Raw genomic sequence first — 17,536 nt, forward strand, 5'->3', positions numbered from 1 at the left:
CGGGCCCCGCGCGCTACTTGACGAGCGGGAACAGGATGGTCTCGCGGATCCCCAGGCCGGTGATCGCCATCAGCAGACGGTCGATCCCCATGCCCATCCCACCGGACGGCGGCATGCCGTGCTCGAGCGCCCGCAGGAACTCGTCGTCGACGGGCATCGCCTCGACGTCTCCTCGCGCGGCGAGCTTCGACTGCTCGAGGAAGCGCTCGCGCTGGATCACCGGGTCGACGAGCTCGGAGTACCCGGTCGCCAGCTCGAACCCGCGGATGTACAGGTCCCACTTCTCCACGACCCCCGCGATCGAGCGGTGCTCGCGGACCAGGGGCGACGTGTCGACGGGGAAGTCCATCACGAACGTCGGGCGGACCAGGTCACCCTTCACGAAGTGCTCCCACAGCTCCTCGACGAGCTTGCCGTGGGTCGCCTGCGGCGGCAGGTCGACATCGTTGGCCTCGGCGAAGGCGATGAGGTCCTCGACCGAGTCCTGCGGAGTGACGGTCCGACCGGAGGCGGCCGAGAGCGACTCGTACATCGAGATGCGGTCCCACTCGCCACCGAGGTCGTAGTCGGTGCCGTCGGCCCAGGTCACGGTCGTGGAGCCCGAGACCGCGATGGCGGCGTTCTGCACGAGCTCCTGCGTGAGCGCGGCCATCTGGTTGTAGTCGCCGTACGCCTGGTAAGCCTCGAGCATCGCGAACTCGGGGCTGTGCGTGGAGTCGGCGCCCTCGTTGCGGAAGTTCCGGTTGATCTCGTAGACCCGCTCGATGCCGCCCACGACCGCACGCTTGAGGTACAGCTCGGGCGCGATCCGGAGGTAGAGCTCGGTGTCGAAGGCGTTCGAGTGCGTCACGAACGGGCGGGCGGACGCACCCCCGTGCTGCACCTGCAGCATGGGGGTCTCGACCTCGAGGTAGTCGTGGCTCGTGAAGGTCGAACGCAGGCTCGCGTTCACCGCGGCGCGTGCGCGGACCGTGGTGCGGGCCTGCTCGCGAACGATGAGATCGAGGTAGCGGCTGCGGACGCGGCCCTCCTCGCTGAGCTCGGAGTAGGCGTTCGGGAGCGGCAGGATCGCTTTCGAGGCGATCTCCCACCCGTCGGCCATGATCGACAGCTCACCGCGGCGGCTGGAGATGACCTCTCCGTGCACGAAGACGTGGTCACCGAGGTCGACGTACTCCTTCCAATCGGCGAGAGACTCCTCGCCGACGTTCGCCAGGGAGATCATCGCCTGGATGCGCGAGCCGTCCCCGGCCTGCAGCGTCGCGAAGCAGAGCTTGCCGGTGTTGCGGCTGAACACCACGCGTCCCGCGACGCCGACGACCACACCGGTCTCGGCGCCGGCCTCGAGCTCGCCGTACTCGGCGCGCAGGGCAGGGATGGTGTGCGTGACGGGCACGGAGACGGGGAACGCCCCACCACCGGCGTCCGTCCGCTTCTCGATCAGGCGCTCGCGCTTGGCGAGGCGCACGGCCTTCTGCTCGTGGACGTCCTCTTCGAGGGAAGGGTCGGTCGAGGCCGATTCGGGCGCGGCGGACGCGTCAGTCATGTGCGGGGCTCCTTGGAAGTCCCTCCCAGTTTACCGAGGCGGCTTGCCGCTCTTCGGCGCGGGCTGGGTAGCCTCGAAGAATGGCCCCCACACGGATCCTCCGCGCGCTCGCCGCCCTCTCCCTCGCCGTCGTCACCGTGGCCATGCCGGCCGCCGCATCGGCAGCCGCCGACGGGAGCCCTTCCGCCGGCGCTCCACGGCAGCAGCTCGCGGCATCGAGCGACATGAACGACACGAACGACTTCTCGTATGCCTCGTGGGACGCCCTCTACGAGATCGGCCTCGACGACGAGGGCCGCTCCCGGATGCACGTGACCGAGACCCTGGTGGCCCGTTTCCCCGAGACCGACCAGAATCACGGCATCGTGCGCGGGCTCGCGACCTCGTACGAGGGGGCGAGCACCGAGACGCGGGTCCTCTCCGTGACCGACGACGACGGGAAGGAGGTGTCCTACGAGACCGACGAGGAGGACGGGCTGCTGTACGTGCTCACGGGCGACGACGACAACTACGTGCACGGGCTCACCACCTACGTGATCGAGTACGAGATGCGCGATGTGATCCTCGCCACCTCCCCGCCCGCCGGTTCGTCGACTCCCGCGGTGGACGAGTTCTACTGGAACCTCCTCCCCCTCGAGAGCACGCAGCCCATCGAGCGGTTCCGCGCCGACATCGCGTTCGACGAGGAGCTGGGCGCGGCGCTCACGGGCTCGACGCGCTGCTACACCGGACCATCGAATTCTCGGACCGAGTGCGAGCTGCGGGGTCCTCAGACCGACGGCCGGGCCACGGTCTTCGGCGTCCAGTCCGGGGAGCGACCGGCCGGCGACGGCGTCACCGTGGCCATCGGGTTCGAGCGGGGCACGGTCGCCCAGCCGCTCGCCCGCACGCCCGATCCGGTGGCCGACGTCGCGCCGATCGTCGCCGCCGTCGGGGCCGCAGGTCTCTCGGTCGGCAGCTGGGTGGCCGTATCCGCGTTCGCCCGCAGGCGACGGGTGGCCACCGGGATCGTCGTCGCGCAGTACGACGTGCCGGATTCGCTGCCTCCGCTGATCGCGGCAGCCGTGGTCCCCGGAGCCAAGGACGTCGTCCCGGCCGAGATCGTGCACCTCGCCGTGCGCGGGGCCCTGCGCATCGAGGAAGGGACGGAGGCCGAGGAACCCCGCCTGCGTCGTATCGCCGGCACCACCGCACCGGACGAGCTCGATGCCGAGGCGATGGAAGCGCTCTTCGAGGGAGCCGACGCCGAGGGTGTGGTCGATGTGCCTGCGGCCGACGAGGTCTTCGTCGCGCGTATGACCGCCCTGCAGCAGGCCGGCGTCACGGCGGCAGCCGCCCGCGGACTCACCGAGAAGGTGCGCAGCCGCGGAGCCGTGATCCTGCAGTGGAGTGCGGTCGGCGTCGCCGTCATCACCCTCGTGTTCGCGATCTGGAGCGCGACCAGCGGACGCCTCTCCGCGACCCCCGCACTCGTCGTGGCCTCCATCGTCGCGTTCCTCGTGCTGCTCTCGAGCATCTACGGCTTCTCGAAGCACACGGTGCTCACCGCCGAGGGGGCACGCACCTACGAGTACCTGCAGGGAGTGAAGGAGTTCATCCGAGTGGCCGACGCCGACCGCCTGCGCATGCTGCAGTCGTACAGCGGCGCCGAGCGGCGCCAGGATGGCAGCGCCGACGTCATCCACGTGTACGAACGGCTCCTCCCCTACGCGATCCTGTTCGGCATGGAGAGCGAGTGGGGCGACGTGCTCGAGCGGGCCTACACCGCCGAGCAGCGTGGCGCCTCGTGGATCGGTGATCCCACGTCCTTCGCCCTTCGCGTGCAGCTCGCGTCGTTCATGGCCTCGTCGCAGTCCGCGGCGACCTACTCGGCCCCCTCGTCGAGCAGCTCGAGCGCCGGAGGTTCGTACGGCGGCGGGTTCTCCGGAGGCGGCGGAGGCGGCGGCTTCTCGGGCGGTCGCTGAGGTCGAGCCGCCGCCGCGCAGCGCCGTGGTCAGATCAGCGGCGGAGCGTCCGACGCCTCGCGCAGCGCCCGCTCGACGGTCGACTGGACGAGCGCGGAAAGGTACCCGCCGGGGTTCTCCACCCCGATCTCGCGCAGCCGAGCAGTCGACTGGCCGATGATCGACCGGGAGAACTCGGTGGCCGTCGCGATGGCATCCGCGTAAGCGGGGCGGTCGGCCTCGGCGATCACCACCGGCTCGCATCCCATCTCCACCGCGAGCGCCTGCGCGATCGGCAGGACGGCGGCGGGGGCGGTCACGGCCGCGAAACCGGCCTGCAACTGCCGCAGGTCGATCGATGTCCCGGTGAAGGTGATCGCGGGGTGTACGGCGAGGGGGATCGCCCCACGCTCGGCCGCCGGACGCAGCACCTCGATGCCGTATGCGGGATCGGTGTGCAGCACGAGCTGCCCGATCTGCCAGCCGCCCACCTCGGCGATGCCGGCGACCAGCGACGGCAGCTGCTCCGTCGGGACCGCGATGATCACGAGCTCGGCGCGGCGCACGACCTCCAGCGCGTCGAGCACCGGGACGTCGGGCAGCACGGCGGACGCCCGTTCGTCATCGGACCCGCTCGTGATGCCGATCACCGCGTGGCCCGCGCCGCCGAGTGCCGCCCCGACGATCGGACCGACGCGTCCCGCGCCGATGATGCCGACGCCGAGACGCCCGTCACGCGCCACCATCACTCCCCCGTCTGGGCGGGCGGTGCGGGCGGCGGGAGCACCGGCGGAACCGGAGGTGCCACCGGTGGCACCGGAGAAGCCACCGGCGGTGCGGGCGGTGCCGGAAGCACCGGCGCCGCGGGCGGTGCGACCGGAGAACTCTCCGGAGGTGCCGGAGGAGCCGGAGGTGCCGGGGGCGCAGGAGGGGCCGTCGGGGCGACCGGAGGCGCCGCGGGAGGCGCCATCGCGGGAGGCGGCATCACGGGAGGCGGCGTCACAGGAGGCGTGGGAGACCCCACCGGAGGTGCCGGCGGAGCCGACTGCCTGGGGCTCGGGAAGACCGGCGGCGGTCCGGTGTAGGGCGGCGGAGCGACCGGGGGCGCAGCCGGCGCCGGGGTCGCATGCTCGCTCCACCGGTGGCTCGTGTCGCGGGAGGCCGCCTCAGCAGCGGCGCGGCTGACATCGTCGAGCAGCGCGAGCGCATCGGCGCGCTCGAGCCCGGAGAGGTACCCGGTGATGGGCCCGGGAACCGTGTGCACCTGCGCGCCCGAGACGCGCTGCGCGCGATCGATCGGTCCCTGGTTGAGGGAGACGCCCTGCAGACGTGCGAGCGGGAAGACCGCGAGCTTGCGCCACACGATCCCGCGACGCAGCAGCAGCCCGAAGTCGGCCACGGAGTAGCCGTGGCGCTTCCACGAGAAGGGACGCCGCCACCACGCCCGCCGGGGCATCGTGCGATACGGGTCGCTGTCGGTCGGCCCGACGACGCCCTGCTCCCAGAGCTGCGGGATGCTCTCCGCGGGCACGTCCGGAAGCACGAGTGCGAGGACGCGCTCGACGTCGGCCCGCTTGCCGACGGGCAGCACCACGTTGAACTGCTGACCGCTTCCCGACGACTGCTGGGCCGCGCTCTTGCCGCTCATCCGGTTGATCTTGATCGTCCACCATCCGAACGGGCGCCACAGCAGCGACTGCGACACCTCGACCGCGAAGATGCGTCCCGGCGGGAGCGTCTCGGTCACGGTGGTGAGCAGACCGTAGGTGATGCGCACGCCGTCGGGGGTCGGCGCGATGGAGTAGCGGAGCGACTTCGAGATCTGCGCCCAGGTGATACCGACGACGGCGACGACCATCGGCACCCCCATGCCGAGGCCGAGCCCGAGGATCACGACCCCGCCGTCCGAGATGCCGTCGGCCAGCATGCCGATCAGCGCGCTGCCCATCGCGATCGCGAAGATCGCGCCGAAGAACACGAACCACAGGAAGCCGGAGATGAGCTGCGAGCCGACCAGACGCCCCGTGGGGATCTTGACGACGCTCTCCGGCACCACGTCAGCGAGGTCGACGCCGGTGATGAGCCCGTTGACGCCCGCGTTCATCGATCCGACGAGCTGCGCGCGAGCGGATGTCGGCGCTGCCGGCGTTCCTGCCGCCTGGGGGTTCAAGGCCGCGTGACGTGCCGCGCGGGCACCCGAGGCGAGTCGCAGGATGTCCGCCCGCACCGACTCGGCGCGCGGGGTCGCGAGATACTCGAGCTCGACGTTCGCGTCGTTGCCCGCGCCGACGACCTCGAGCTTGGCGAGGCCGATGATGCGCGCCGGGAACGGCCGGGTCAGATTGACGCCCTGCACCCGGTCGAGCGGTGCCCGTCGGTGCGAGCGGAAGATCAGTCCCTTGCGGACCTCGACGTGGTCCCCGGTGATCCGGAACTGCTGGAAACGCCAGATGAACCAGAAGATCAGCACCAGCACGATCACGAGTCCCAGCACGCTGAGCAGCGCGACGAGGATCAGGTTGTTGGAGAGCACCCAGTCGACGGGATCCGCTCCGCCGTAGTTGTCATAGTGCGCCTCTTCGGGTGTGAAGAGGTCGACGGCCCAGGCGATGAGGCGATCGCGCATGTTCGCGATCACGATGCCGGCGATGATGATCAGCGCGAGCCCGCCCTTGAACAGCGGGGTGAGCGGATGCATCCGGTGCCACTCGCCGTTCGCGAGCGTCGTCGGCGGCTCGCCGGTCGCGGGCTGCGCGCTCGGCGCGAGAGGGGGCTGCGGCTCGCTCACAGGCCGATCCGACGGGTCTCGGCGACGTGGATGAGGGTGTCGCGCAGCGCCTCCGCCGCCTCCTGGGTGAGGCCGGGGATCTGCACTCCGGTCGTGGCCGCCGCCGTGACCATCTTGAGCTGGGCGATGCCGAACGCGCGGTCGAGCGGGCCCTGCGTGATGTCCACCAGCTGCATGCGACCGTACGGGACCGCGATCATGCGCTGCCACAGGATGCCCTTGCGGAAGACGATGTCGTCGACGCGCAGCATGTAGCCGATCGCCTTCGCCTGGCGGGGAAGGATGATGAGCGCGAACACCGTGATGAGCAGGATGACGCCGGCGGGGATCCACACCCACTGCTGGTCGAGCACGAGGCTCAGCACCACGGCGGCGGCCGCGACGAGCACGAGGAAGATCACGTTCTGCAGGATCTGCGAGACGACGTAGCGCGGCGAGATCTGGTGCCACGTGCCGTCGAGCTCCAGCCGCGCCTCGTTCCGGGCCGTGCGCAGCTGCGTGTACGTCCCCTGGTCGAGGGCGTCGAGGTCAGTGCCCTCCGCCGGGTTCAGGGGCGCGGTCTCTGGGTTCTGAGTCATCAGGATCCTTCGGCAGGGTGCAGAACTGTTCGGCGATGAGCGCGGCGATCACGAGGACGATCGCGCTGCCGATGAGGGCCAGCATGGCCACAGTCGACCCTACCTGTGGAACGACGGGCCGCGACAGGAGGAACGTCAGCAGTCCGGCGCCGAAACCCGCCATGATCGCGCCCAGCAGGCTGGAGGCCCGGGCGAGCGTAGCCGCCCTGAGCGCGCGGAAGGGATCGATGCGGACACCGGACCGTACGCTGCGCCGCACCGGCCACGCGACGCCGAGCGATGCCGCGGCGATGAGCAGGAGCAGCACCGGCAGGAGGAGCGACGGGGTGAACGTGACCCGCCCTGCCGCCGTGAGCAGATGATCGAGCAGGAAGCCGCCGCCGCCCGCGAGCAGCGCGAGGACGACGAGGACCCCCGCGGAGGTGCGCCTCATCCCTCGCCCCGCGCATGCAGCTCCGCCGCGAGATCGGCCACTCTTCCGCGACCCTGCAGCTCGGCGTCCGGGTCGAGGTCCAGCCAGGGGTCGAGCACGAAGAGCCGCTCCCCGGCGCGCGGGTGCGGCAGCTGCAGCTGAGGGTCGTCCGAGACCACGTCGCCGTACGCGATGAGGTCGAGGTCGAGGGTGCGGTCGCCCCAGCGCTCCCGGCGTTCCCGGCCGTTCTCGTCCTCGATGGCGTGCAGCATCCCGAGGAGGATCCCGGGCGCGAGCCGCGTGGTGACCAGCGCGACCGCATTCACATAGCCGGGCGCGTCCGGATCCGGCCCGTCGAGGCGGAGAGCGACGGTCTCGAAGAGACGGGAGAGGCGCACATCGCTGACCAGCGGGAGGCGGGCGATCCGCTCGGCGGCACCGCGGATGGTCGCCGAGCGGTCGCCGAGGTTCGCACCGAGCGCGACGACGGCCACGCTCTCCGGCCGTGCGGGGCGGGGAGGCGGGAACTCGGGCGCTTTCGCGAGGTCGCGGCTCATACGGTGATGTCCTCCAGGGCATCGGAGCTGCGGCTGCGGTGCACGGTGACCGACACGTCGGAGAAGCTCAGCGCGATCGGAGCGTGCGGCTTGTGCACCGTGACGCTCACGTTCTGCACCCGCGCGTCGGCCAGCGCCACGTCCGCGATCCGCTCGGCGAGCGTCTCGATCAGGTTCACCGGCTCGCCCGCCACGACGGCGGCCACCTTCTCCGCCAGCTCTCCGTAGTGGACGGTGTCGCCCACCTCGTCGGAGGCGGCGGCCTGCTCCAGCGACAACCGCAGACGGAGGTCGATCGTGAACTCCTGCCCCTCCTCCCGCTCGCGCGTGTACACGCCGTGGCGGCCGAACACGGTCAGCCCGGTGAGGACGATCTCGTCGAGGAAATCCATTCCTCTAGCGTACGGGGGACGCCCGCCGTCGGCGGGGTCGGAGTTCACCCGGCCCAGGCGTGCGCGATCGCGAGCGCGTCGCGGGTCGCGGCGACGTCGTGCACTCGCACAGCCCACACCCCGGCACGCGCGGCGAGGGCGCTGGTCACGGCGGTGGCGAGGTCGCGGCGCGCCTCGGAGACCTCGTCGTCCGGTCCGGTCTCCTGGCGCAGTGTCTCCGCCAGGAATCGCTTGCGGGAGGTGCCGATGAGCACCCGTGGTCCGAGTGCGAGGATCTCGTCGAGCCCGCGCAGCACATCCCAGTTCTGCGCCCCAGCCTTGGCGAAGCCCACACCCGGGTCGACGATGAGCCGTGACGGGGCGATCCCCGACGCCGCGGCCTCGCCCATGCGCTCCTGGAGCTCGCCCGCGACCTCACGCGCGACCCGTCGATACTCGGCGTTCGCATACATGTCCGCGGAGAATCCCCGCCAGTGCCCGATCGCGAAGTCGGCGCCGGATTCGGCGACGGCCGCCCGCATCTCGGGGTCGGCGAGACCGCCAGACACGTCGTTGACGATCCTCGCGCCCGCACGCACGGCGGCGGCGGCCGTGGCGGCGCTGAGGGTGTCGATGCTGACCGGCACTCCCGCGGCGGTGAGCTGCTCGATCACGGGGATCACGCGCTGCTGCTCGACCGCGGTCCCGACGCGCTCCGCTCCGGGCCGTGTCGACTCTCCGCCCACGTCGAGCACCGTCGCACCGTCCGCGCGCAGCTGCAGACCGTGCGCGACGGCCCGGTCGACGTCGAAGTAGCGGCCGCCGTCGCTGAACGAGTCGGGGGTGACGTTGACGATGCCCCAGATGCCGGTCATCGACGCGGGGTTCCCGAACCGGATCCCGAGGCGCCGGAGCTCATCGAGGCGCCGATCAGCGTGATGAGCTCGGCCCTGGCGACGGCATCCGTGTACTCCCCGCGTGCGGCGATCGTGAGCGTGGAGGCTTCCGTCTGCCGTCCGCCCCGCATCGTCACGCACCCGTGGCTGGCATCGAGGACGACGAGCACACCGCGGGTGTCGAGGTGCTCCGCGATCGTGTCGGCGATCTGCTCGCCGAGACGCTCCTGCACCTGCGGACGCGCGGCGAGGATCTCGACGACGCGCACGAGCGCTCCGAGACCCACGACCTGCTCGCCCGGCAGATACGCGATGTGCGCATGCCCGGCGAAGGGCAGCAGGTGATGCTCGCACACGGAGCGGAAGCGGATGTCGCGGAGGAGCACCGCACCAGAGGGCAGAGTGTCGGGTGCCGGACCGCGCGCGACACTGATCGTGTGCGCGAGCGGGGCCGCGGGGTCTTCGCCGACGCCGGAGAAGAACTCCGAGTACAGCTCACCCATCCTCGACGGCGTCTGCTTGAGCCCCGGTCGATCCGGGTCCTCGCCGATCGCCTCGAGCAGCTCCCTGGTCAGCCGCTCGACGCGCTGCCTGTCGACGGTCACGTCACGCCGTCGCGGGTCGCGGGTGACCGGCGCCCGCCGATCCCTGCTGCGTGCGCGGTGCGCCGGCCGGAGCCTCGACGGAGGCCGCGAGCGACACGTCCTTCTTCGGCACCTCGATGGGAGGACGCTCCGACACCGGACGGGCTTCGCTCGACAGCCAGAGCGGACGCTCCGGAAGCTTCTTCACCTCGGTGAAGATCTCGGCGATCTGGTTGTGGTCGAGGGTCTCCTCCTCGAGCAGCGCCAGAGCGAGCTTGTCGAGGATGTCGCGGTTCGCGCTGATGACCTCGTACGCCTCGTTGTGGGCCTGCTCGATCAGGGCGCGCACCTCGGCGTCCACCCGCTCGGCGACCTTCTCGGAGTACTCGCGGCCTCGGCCCATGTCGCGTGCGACGAACATGTCGCCGCCCTCGGAGCCGAGCTTGACCGGGCCGACCTGCGTGGTCATGCCGTACTCGATGACCATCTTGCGGGCGATCGAGGTCGCCTTCTCGATGTCGTTCGAGGCGCCGGTGGTCGGGTCGTGGAACACGATCTCCTCGGCGACGCGGCCGCCCATGGCGTAGGTCAGCTGGTCCTGGAGCTCGTTGCGGGTGACCGAGTACTTGTCGTCCAGCGGCAGCACCATCGTGTAGCCGAGGGCCTTGCCGCGGGGCAGGATCGTGATCTTGGTCACCGGGTCGGTGTAGTTCATGGCCGCCGCCGCGAGCGCGTGTCCGCCCTCGTGGTACGCGGTGATGAGCTTCTCCTTGTCGCGCATCACACGGGTGCGGCGCTGCGGGCCGGCGATCACGCGGTCGATGGCCTCGTCGAGGGCGCGGTTGTCCACCAGCTGCGCGTTCGAGCGCGCGGTGAGGAGGGCGGCCTCGTTCAGCACGTTCGCCAGGTCGGCGCCGGTGAAGCCCGGAGTCTTGCGGGCGACGACCTCGAGGTCGACGTTCTTCGAGAGCGGCTTGCCCTTGCTGTGCACCTCGAGGATCCGCTGGCGGCCCTTGAGGTCGGGGGCGTCGACGCCGATCTGGCGGTCGAAGCGGCCGGGACGCAGCAGCGCGGGGTCGAGGATGTCGGGACGGTTGGTCGCCGCGATCACGATGACGTTCGCGTTCGGGTCGAAGCCGTCCATCTCGACCAGCATCTGGTTGAGGGTCTGCTCGCGCTCGTCGTTTCCGCCGCCCATGCCGGCACCGCGGTGGCGGCCGACGGCGTCGATCTCGTCGATGAAGATGATGGCCGGAGCGTTCTCCTTGGCCTGACCGAAGAGGTCGCGCACGCGGGAGGCTCCGACGCCGACGAACATCTCGACGAAGTCCGATCCGGAGATCGAGTAGAACGGGGCTCCCGCTTCGCCGGCGACGGCGCGGGCGAGGAGCGTCTTGCCGGTTCCGGGAGGGCCGTACAGGAGCACGCCCTTCGGGATACGGGCGCCGATGGCCTGGAACTTGGCCGGATCCTGCAGGAACTCCTTGATCTCGTGGAGCTCTTCGATCGCCTCGTCGGCACCGGCGACGTCGGCGAAGGTGACGGTCGGGGTCTCCTTGTTGACGAGCTTGGCCTTGGACTTGCCGAACTGCATGACCTTGCCGCCGCCGCCCTGCATGGAGGACAGGAGCCACCAGAACAGGAGGCCGAGCAGCACGAGCGGGAGGAGGAGCGAGAGGAAGCCGTCGAACCAGGTGGCGCGCGGGACGGCGTCGTTGAAGCCGTCCTTCGGCGCCGCGTCGTTGATCGCGGTGACCACCTCGTCGGCGCGGGCGTCGACGTAGTAGAACTGCACGTTCTCGGAATCCTTGAACGGCTTCGAGAGCGTCATGTCGACGCGCTGGTCGCCGTCGGTGTTCACGACCTCGGTGACCGTCGTGCCGGAGAGGAGCTTGAGGCCCTCCTGGGTCGTGATCTGCTTGGGCGCACCCAGATTCGAGATCAGCAGGAATCCGCCGAAGAGAAGCACGCCGATCAGCGCGACGTAGATCAGCGGATTCCGGGTGAGCTTCTTCACATCCATGATCGGATCAGCGTATCGCGCGCGCCCTAGGGGGTCGCTGTGCGTTCACCCACGGCGTACCGTGCGTCGAAGCGTCAGCTGTAGACGTGCGGCGCGAGCACGGCCACGTCGCGCAGGTTGCGGTAGCGCTCGTCGTAGTCGAGGCCGTATCCGACGACGAAGTCGGTGGGGATGTCGAAGCCCACGTACTTGCAGTCGATGACGACCTTCGCCGCCTCGGGCTTGCGCAGCAGGGCGAGCACCTCGATCGACTCGGCACCGCGGGATCCGAAGTTCTCCAGCAGCCAGCTCAGAGTGAGGCCCGAGTCGATGACGTCCTCGACGATCAGGACGTGCTTGCCGTTCAGGTCGGTGTCGAGGTCCTTGCGGATCTGCACGACACCGCTCGACTTGGTGCTGGCGCCGTAGCTCGAGACGGCCATCCAGTCCATCGGGGCGTGGAACGGCAGCGCCCGCGCGAAGTCGGCCATCACCATCACGGCGCCCTTGAGCACGCCGACGAGGACGAGGTCCTTGCCCTCGTAGTCCTTGGCGACCTGGGCCGCGAGCTCATCGAGCTTGGCCAGGATCTCCTCCTCTGTGACGAGGATGCTGGTGAGGTCGTCCTGGATTTCCGCGGCGCGCATGGATCGATTTTAGGCGACGCGATCCGATGCTCGGGTCCAGGTTCGAGTATCGGCAGGGGATCTCCCCATCCCGCGGCATCCGCACTACTGTGAGCGGAGATGCGGGCGGACGCCCCCGACGGAAGGATTCACCATGGCTCTTGACGACATCCTCAACCAGGTGCCGATCGACGACATCGCGGAGAAGCTGGGTGTCTCGCGGGACGAGGCGAAGGTCGCGGTCGAGCAGGGCGGCGCCGTCCTCCTCGGCGGACTCGCGAAGAACGCTCAGTCCGACGAGGGCTCCGCCGCGATCCAGGCCGCGCTGAAGAAGCACGTCGGCACCGGCGGCGCGTCGAAGGTCGACGAGATCGATCAGGCCGACGGCGACAAGATCGTCTCGCACATCCTCGGTTCGAAGAAGACGGAGGTCACGAAGGAACTCACCGAGTCGAAGGCGACCCCCGGCATCGACTTCGGCAAGCTCCTCCCGATCCTGGCTCCCATCGTGATGGGCCTGATCGCGAACGCGAACAAGGACAAGACCGCGAAGGCGGATGCCGGCGCGGAGAGCTCCGGCGGCATCGGCGACCTCATCGGAGGCATCCTCGGCGGCGGCAACAGCAAAGGCAGCTCCGGCGGCGGTATCGGCGACGTGATCGGCGGACTGCTCGGCGGCGGCAACAGCGGCGGCTCGGGCGGCGGCATCGATCTGGGCGGCATCCTCGGCGGCCTGTTCGGCGGCAAGAAGTAAGAGGTTCCGGCGAAGGCGTTTCGTCTCGCTGCGCTCGCTCAACGATCGGGTTGGGCAGCACCCGGCGAAGGCGTTTCGTCTCGCTGCGCTCGCTCGACGGCCGGAGGCCCCGGTCGTCGAGCGAGGACGCCGGAGGCGCCCGAGACGAAACGCGGTCAGCGAGCGGACGCGGTGAAGACGATGCGCCCGCCCTGGCGCACGGCCGAGCAGCCGGGCAGGTCGATCGGCCCCTGACCGCTCCAGTCGGTGACCAGGCGGGCGACCTCGATGGTCTGCGTCCGCGTGAGACTCACTCCGAACTCGCTGTCGACGACGAGGCGGATGATGCGGTTGCGCAGCGCCGCCGGGTTCGCGGCGAGCGCCGCCACGCTGACGGAGATCCCCGCCTCGGCGTGCTCGACGATGTCCTCGATCGTCTCGTGGATCATCTCGTCGAAGGCCTCCGCGTCTTCCCGCAGCTGCTCGGCCGTGCGGGCGAGCGCCTCGGCGATGCCCGGACCCAGCTCGGCCTCGAGCACCGGGAGCACGCGCTCCCGGGCGCGCACCCGGGCGAAGCGGTCCTCGACGTTGTGGGGGTCGTCCCAGACCTCGAGCTCGGAGGCGGCGCAGAACGCACGGGTGGTCTCGCGACGCACGCCCAGCAGCGGACGGATCCAGCGCACGCCGTCGTCGTCCTCGCGGACCGGGGCCATGCCCTGCAGGCTGGCGGCCCCCGATCCGCGGGCGAGTCCGAGGAGCACGGTCTCGGCCTGGTCGTCGAGAGTGTGGCCGAGCAGCACCGCGGCCGCGCGCACGTCCGCCGCCGCATCGCGCAGCACCCCGTAGCGGGCGTCACGGGCAGCGGCCTCCGGGCCGCCCTCCCCCGTCACGTCGACGCGCACGATCAGCGCGTCGAGGCCGAGCGCGGTGGCCGCCCGCGCCGCTCGGGAGGCGACCTCGGCGGAGTCGTGCTGCAGGCCGTGGTCGACGGTCAGCGACGCCGTCCGGAGACCGAGCTTCGGCGCTTCGAACGCCGTGGCCGCGGCGAGCGCGAGGGAGTCGGCTCCCCCGGAGAGCGCGACGATCACGGTCGCCCCGTCGGGCAGGTCGGCGAGCGCGGTGCGCACGGCGAGGCGGATCTCGGCGATGGCGGGGGAGAGAGACGGCACGGTTCCACGCTAGGGCACCGTCCCGTCCCCCGCTGTCTCGCGAGTGCGACGAGCCGGCGGTCGGGTCTATCCTGACGCCGTGACCGATGACCCGCGCTCGAGGCCGTTCCGAACCGAGAGATTCAAGGCGTTCGTCGACGCCGTCGTCGCGATCGCCATGACGCTGCTGATCCTCCCGCTGATGGAGTCCGTCTCCGAGGCGGCGTCCGGCCACATGAGCACGGCCGAGTTCCTGGACGAGCACTCGGGCCAGCTGCTCAGCTTCGGGCTCAGCTTCCTGCTCATCGCGACGTTCTGGATGGGGCACCACCGGCAGTATCGCGACGTGGAGTGGATCACCCCGCCGCTGCTGTGGATCAATGTCGCGTGGATGGCAACCATCGTCTGGCTGCCGGTCCCCACCGCGATGATCGGGCAGATGGACACCGACCCGCTCCAGGCCGTGGTCTACATCGGCACGTTGATCATGACCCAGGTCACTACGCTCGCCGGGTGGCTCTACCTGTCACGTCACCGCGAGCTCGGGACGGTGTCGGCCTCCACGATCCGCGCCGGGGCGATCGGCGACCTGGCCGCGATCGTCCTGTTCTCCGGCGCGCTGGCGATCGCGGTCGCCGCATCGCCCAACGGGTATGCCGGCCTGTTCCTCCTCGTGCTGAGCGGCCCGGCGAGCCGCCTGATCAACCGCCTCCTCCGGAAGCGCGACAGCACCCCGGAGCCGACGGTCGACAGCGGAACCTGAGCGGTCACTGCCCGCGGGTGTGGGAGCGCCGCGGGTAGGCTAGTCCGCGGCATCCAACCGAACTTTTCCTGAGGAGCACACGCATGGGCGCACACGACGCCGTCATCGAGATCCCGCGCGGCAGCCGCGTGAAGTACGAGGTCGACCACGAGACCGGGCGAGTGCACCTCGACCGCGTGCTCTACACGACGTTCGGCTACCCGGCCGACTACGGCTACTTCGACAACACGCTCGGCGAGGACGGCGACCCGCTCGACGTGCTGGTGCTCCTCGACCACGCCATCTACCCGGGCGTCGTCGTCGAGGTCCGTCCCGTGGCCGTGCTCAAGATGAGCGACGAGGCCGGCGGAGACGACAAGCTGGTCGCCGTGCTGTCGAAGGACCCGCGCTGGGCTCACATCCAGGACATCGACGACATCGCCGAGTACACGAAGAAGGAGATCTCGCACTTCTTCGAGCACTACAAGGACCTCGAGCCCAACAAGTGGGTCAAGGTCGACGAGTGGGGCGACGCCGCCGAGGCGCAGCGCATCCTCGACGAGGCGATCGTCCGTTTCGGCGAGCAGGGCCACTGACCCGCTGAGCGATAAGACAAGACCCCCGGTTCCGCAGAGCGGCCCGGGGGTCTTTCGTTGTGTCGTGCGTCGTGAACTCGCGGCTCAGGCGGAGACGCCGTGCCGGCCGAGGAACTGCACCGGGTTGACGGCGCTGCCGTTCACGTAGACCTCGAAGTGCAGATGGCAGCCGAACGAGCGACCGGTGTTCCCCGCGTAGGCGATGATCTGGCCGGAGCGGACCCACTGGCCCGAACGCACCTGGATGCCGCCGTCGCGGATGTGCGCGTAGCCGGTGCCGATGCCGCCGCCGTGCTGGATGCGGATGTAGTTGCCGTAGCCGCCGTTGTAGCCCGCGTAGTCGACCGTGCCGGACTGCGCGGCGTAGATCGCCGCACCGCAGCCGTTCGCGAAGTCGGTGCCGTAGTGGAAGCTGGACGAGCATCCCTGGGGGCCGCACTGCTGCGAGCGAGGCCCGTAGCCCGAGCTCTTGCCGCCGCCGTGAGGACGGCACCAGCCGCCCGTTCCCTGGGAGCCTCCTCCGCCGCCTCCGCCACCGCCGCCTCCACCGCCGCCGTTGCCGGCTGCGGCTGCTGCGGCCTCGCGTGCTTCGCGCTCCTTGCGCCGCTTCTCCGCGAGGATGACGCCGGCCTTGTAGCCTTCGACCGTCTTGGCGGTCGCATCCTTGAGAGCGGCGAGCTGCGCCTGCATCGTGGCGAGGTTCGCCGACTGCTCGTCGAGCGCGGCCTGGGCGGCGTCGGCAGCCTGCTGCGCGACGACCATCTTCTCCTCGGCGATCTTCTGCAGCCGGTCGCGCTCATCGCGGGCGACCACGGCCTGGTCGCTGAGCGACTGCGCGGAGTTCCGAGCGGCGACAGCGTCGTCGTACACCGACTGGTTGTACTCGAAGAGCTTGTCCATGGTGCCGAGCCGAGCCAGCAGCTCGTCGGCGTTGTTCGCGGAACCGGTGAAGAACAGCTCGAGCGAGGTGTCGTCACCGCCGTTGCGGTAGAGCTGTGCGGCGACCTGTCCGGCCTTCTTCGCGGACTCGTCCGCCTTCGCGGACTGCTCGTCGGCCTTCGCCTGGAGGCTGTCCGCCTGGGTGGCCGCGGCGAAGAACTTCTGCTGGGCGTCGTAGAACTCCTCGGACGCCGCCTTCGCGGCCGCCTGGGTCTCGGCGACCTTCTGGGTCAGCGACTGGATGAGCCCCTCGATGCGGGAGACCTCTGCCGACTTGGCCGCCTCGCTGCGCTTCGCGCGCTGCACGTCGTCCCAGCTCGGGTACGAGGCCGCGTAGGCGGCGGAGACGCCGTTGGAGATGCCGAAGGCGCTGAGCGCGACGACGCTGAGCACGCCGATGCCGAGAGCACCGCGCCTGCTGACGCCTTCCTTGCTGAAGGCACGGCTCTCCGCCGGGCTGGGCGCGCAGCCGCAATCGTCTGAAGCCGCGGCAACCGCAGCATCCAGAGTGTTCTGGTCGTCGTTCACACGGCCCCTTCCGCCGGTTTCACAAATGCCACACTAACAACAACTTTCACATCCGCACCAGGGCGGATCGGGGGTCCATGGCGACACTCGTGATCACTCCATCGTCCTCCCGAAACACGCCCGGGGGTAGGCGCCGCGCCCTCGATTCGCGATTTGCCCGAATCATCCCTTATGCTTGAGCGTCGGCAAGGAAGTCCCCCGGGACTGACTCGGCCCCATCGTTTAGCGGCCTAGGACGCCGCCCTTTCACGGCGGTAGCACGGGTTCGAATCCCGTTGGGGTCACACCTTCCGGTACAATTGAAAACAAGTATGGCCCTGTAGCGCAGTTGGTTAGCGTGCCGCCCTGTCACGGCGGAGGTCGCGGGTTCAAGTCCCGTCAGGGTCGCTCCGTGCGACGAGCTCTTTCTTCGGAGAGGGCTCTTCGTCTAGGACGCGACAGGTTCGCCAGTCGCGCGGCTCTGTAGCTCAGTTGGTAGAGCGTTCGACTGAAAATCGAAAGGTCACCGGATCGATGCCGGTCGGAGCCACACGGCTGATCATTACAA

The 17,536-nt window shown here is 70.0% G+C and carries 17 protein-coding genes and 3 tRNA genes; 7 read left to right on the forward strand and 13 right to left on the reverse strand.

Annotated elements, in window-relative coordinates; all coding sequences use genetic code 11:
- Positions 1–13 precede the first annotated feature (13 nt).
- Entirely contained in the window at positions 14–1,546 is a 1,533-nt protein-coding gene (lysS, locus tag AC07VM_RS11840; RefSeq protein WP_494911351.1) for a lysine--tRNA ligase, read from the reverse strand.
- Between the two features lie 80 nt (positions 1,547–1,626).
- On the opposite strand from lysS, the gene AC07VM_RS11845 reads away from it, so the two are divergent.
- On the forward strand, positions 1,627–3,510 hold the full coding sequence (locus tag AC07VM_RS11845; RefSeq protein WP_494911352.1) for a DUF2207 domain-containing protein: 1,884 nt from the start codon (positions 1,627–1,629) through the stop codon (positions 3,508–3,510).
- Positions 3,511–3,539: 29 nt separating this feature from the next.
- Here AC07VM_RS11845 and AC07VM_RS11850 read toward each other — a convergent pair whose 3' ends face one another.
- The 10 genes from AC07VM_RS11850 to hpt form a co-directional block, all read right to left on the reverse strand.
- Positions 3,540–4,232 (reverse strand): DUF2520 domain-containing protein, encoded by a 693-nt coding sequence (locus AC07VM_RS11850; RefSeq protein WP_267418511.1) that lies wholly within the window; start codon positions 4,230–4,232, stop codon positions 3,540–3,542.
- A gap of 2 nt (positions 4,233–4,234) precedes the next feature.
- Positions 4,235–6,277, reverse strand: coding sequence for a PH domain-containing protein (locus tag AC07VM_RS11855; protein ID WP_494911354.1), 2,043 nt, complete (start codon positions 6,275–6,277; stop codon positions 4,235–4,237).
- Entirely contained in the window at positions 6,274–6,855 is a 582-nt protein-coding gene (locus AC07VM_RS11860) for a PH domain-containing protein (RefSeq protein WP_494911355.1), read from the reverse strand. Before AC07VM_RS11860 ends, AC07VM_RS11855 begins: the two co-directional genes overlap by 4 nt.
- Positions 6,806–7,288 (reverse strand): DUF3180 domain-containing protein, encoded by a 483-nt coding sequence (locus AC07VM_RS11865; protein ID WP_267417236.1) that lies wholly within the window; start codon positions 7,286–7,288, stop codon positions 6,806–6,808. The genes AC07VM_RS11860 and AC07VM_RS11865 overlap by 50 nt, the downstream gene beginning before the upstream one ends.
- The gene (gene folK, locus AC07VM_RS11870) at positions 7,285–7,824 is read right to left on the reverse strand and encodes a 2-amino-4-hydroxy-6-hydroxymethyldihydropteridine diphosphokinase (RefSeq protein WP_267417235.1); all 540 of its coding nucleotides are present in this window, start codon (positions 7,822–7,824) and stop codon (positions 7,285–7,287) included. Before folK ends, AC07VM_RS11865 begins: the two co-directional genes overlap by 4 nt.
- Positions 7,821–8,216 carry a dihydroneopterin aldolase gene (folB, locus tag AC07VM_RS11875; RefSeq protein ID WP_267417234.1) on the reverse strand — a complete coding sequence of 132 codons (396 nt, stop codon included), beginning with the start codon at positions 8,214–8,216 and terminating at the stop codon, positions 7,821–7,823. The genes folK and folB overlap by 4 nt, the downstream gene beginning before the upstream one ends.
- A gap of 44 nt (positions 8,217–8,260) precedes the next feature.
- Positions 8,261–9,070, reverse strand: coding sequence for a dihydropteroate synthase (folP, locus tag AC07VM_RS11880; RefSeq protein ID WP_267417233.1), 810 nt, complete (start codon positions 9,068–9,070; stop codon positions 8,261–8,263).
- Positions 9,067–9,696, reverse strand: a complete 630-nt coding sequence (gene folE, locus AC07VM_RS11885; protein ID WP_267417232.1) for a GTP cyclohydrolase I — start codon at positions 9,694–9,696, stop codon at positions 9,067–9,069. Before folE ends, folP begins: the two co-directional genes overlap by 4 nt.
- Position 9,697: 1 nt before the next feature.
- A complete protein-coding gene (gene ftsH, locus AC07VM_RS11890; protein WP_267417231.1) occupies positions 9,698–11,698 on the reverse strand; it encodes an ATP-dependent zinc metalloprotease FtsH in 2,001 nt (666 codons plus the stop codon).
- 74 nt (positions 11,699–11,772) lie between these two features.
- Positions 11,773–12,324, reverse strand: a complete 552-nt coding sequence (gene hpt / locus AC07VM_RS11895; RefSeq protein WP_267417230.1) for a hypoxanthine phosphoribosyltransferase — start codon at positions 12,322–12,324, stop codon at positions 11,773–11,775.
- Positions 12,325–12,457: 133 nt separating this feature from the next.
- Between hpt and AC07VM_RS11900 the strand changes: the two genes are divergently transcribed.
- Entirely contained in the window at positions 12,458–13,057 is a 600-nt protein-coding gene (locus tag AC07VM_RS11900; RefSeq protein ID WP_494911358.1) for a DUF937 domain-containing protein, read from the forward strand.
- Positions 13,058–13,212: 155 nt separating this feature from the next.
- Here the strand turns inward: AC07VM_RS11900 and tilS are convergent, their stop codons facing one another.
- Entirely contained in the window at positions 13,213–14,205 is a 993-nt protein-coding gene (gene tilS / locus AC07VM_RS11905) for a tRNA lysidine(34) synthetase TilS (RefSeq protein ID WP_494911360.1), read from the reverse strand.
- Positions 14,206–14,284: 79 nt separating this feature from the next.
- On the opposite strand from tilS, the gene AC07VM_RS11910 reads away from it, so the two are divergent.
- Together AC07VM_RS11910 and AC07VM_RS11915 are read left to right on the forward strand one after the other, a co-directional pair.
- Positions 14,285–14,947, forward strand: a complete 663-nt coding sequence (locus AC07VM_RS11910) for a TMEM175 family protein (protein WP_494911362.1) — start codon at positions 14,285–14,287, stop codon at positions 14,945–14,947.
- Between the two features lie 83 nt (positions 14,948–15,030).
- On the forward strand, positions 15,031–15,522 hold the full coding sequence (locus AC07VM_RS11915; RefSeq protein WP_215168831.1) for an inorganic diphosphatase: 492 nt from the start codon (positions 15,031–15,033) through the stop codon (positions 15,520–15,522).
- An 84-nt stretch (positions 15,523–15,606) separates the two neighbouring features.
- Here the strand turns inward: AC07VM_RS11915 and AC07VM_RS11920 are convergent, their stop codons facing one another.
- Complete coding sequence (locus tag AC07VM_RS11920) at positions 15,607–16,989, reverse strand: M23 family metallopeptidase (RefSeq protein ID WP_494911364.1); 1,383 nt, start codon at positions 16,987–16,989, stop codon at positions 15,607–15,609.
- 211 nt (positions 16,990–17,200) lie between these two features.
- Between AC07VM_RS11920 and AC07VM_RS11925 the strand changes: the two genes are divergently transcribed.
- From AC07VM_RS11925 to AC07VM_RS11935, 3 genes are all read left to right on the forward strand, one after another.
- Positions 17,201–17,273 (forward strand) — tRNA-Glu (locus AC07VM_RS11925).
- Positions 17,274–17,302: 29 nt separating this feature from the next.
- Positions 17,303–17,376 (forward strand) — tRNA-Asp (locus tag AC07VM_RS11930).
- A 69-nt stretch (positions 17,377–17,445) separates the two neighbouring features.
- Positions 17,446–17,518 (forward strand) — tRNA-Phe (locus AC07VM_RS11935).
- Positions 17,519–17,536 lie beyond the last annotated feature (18 nt).

This window comes from Microbacterium sp. GW821-FHT01D02, assembly GCF_059422585.1.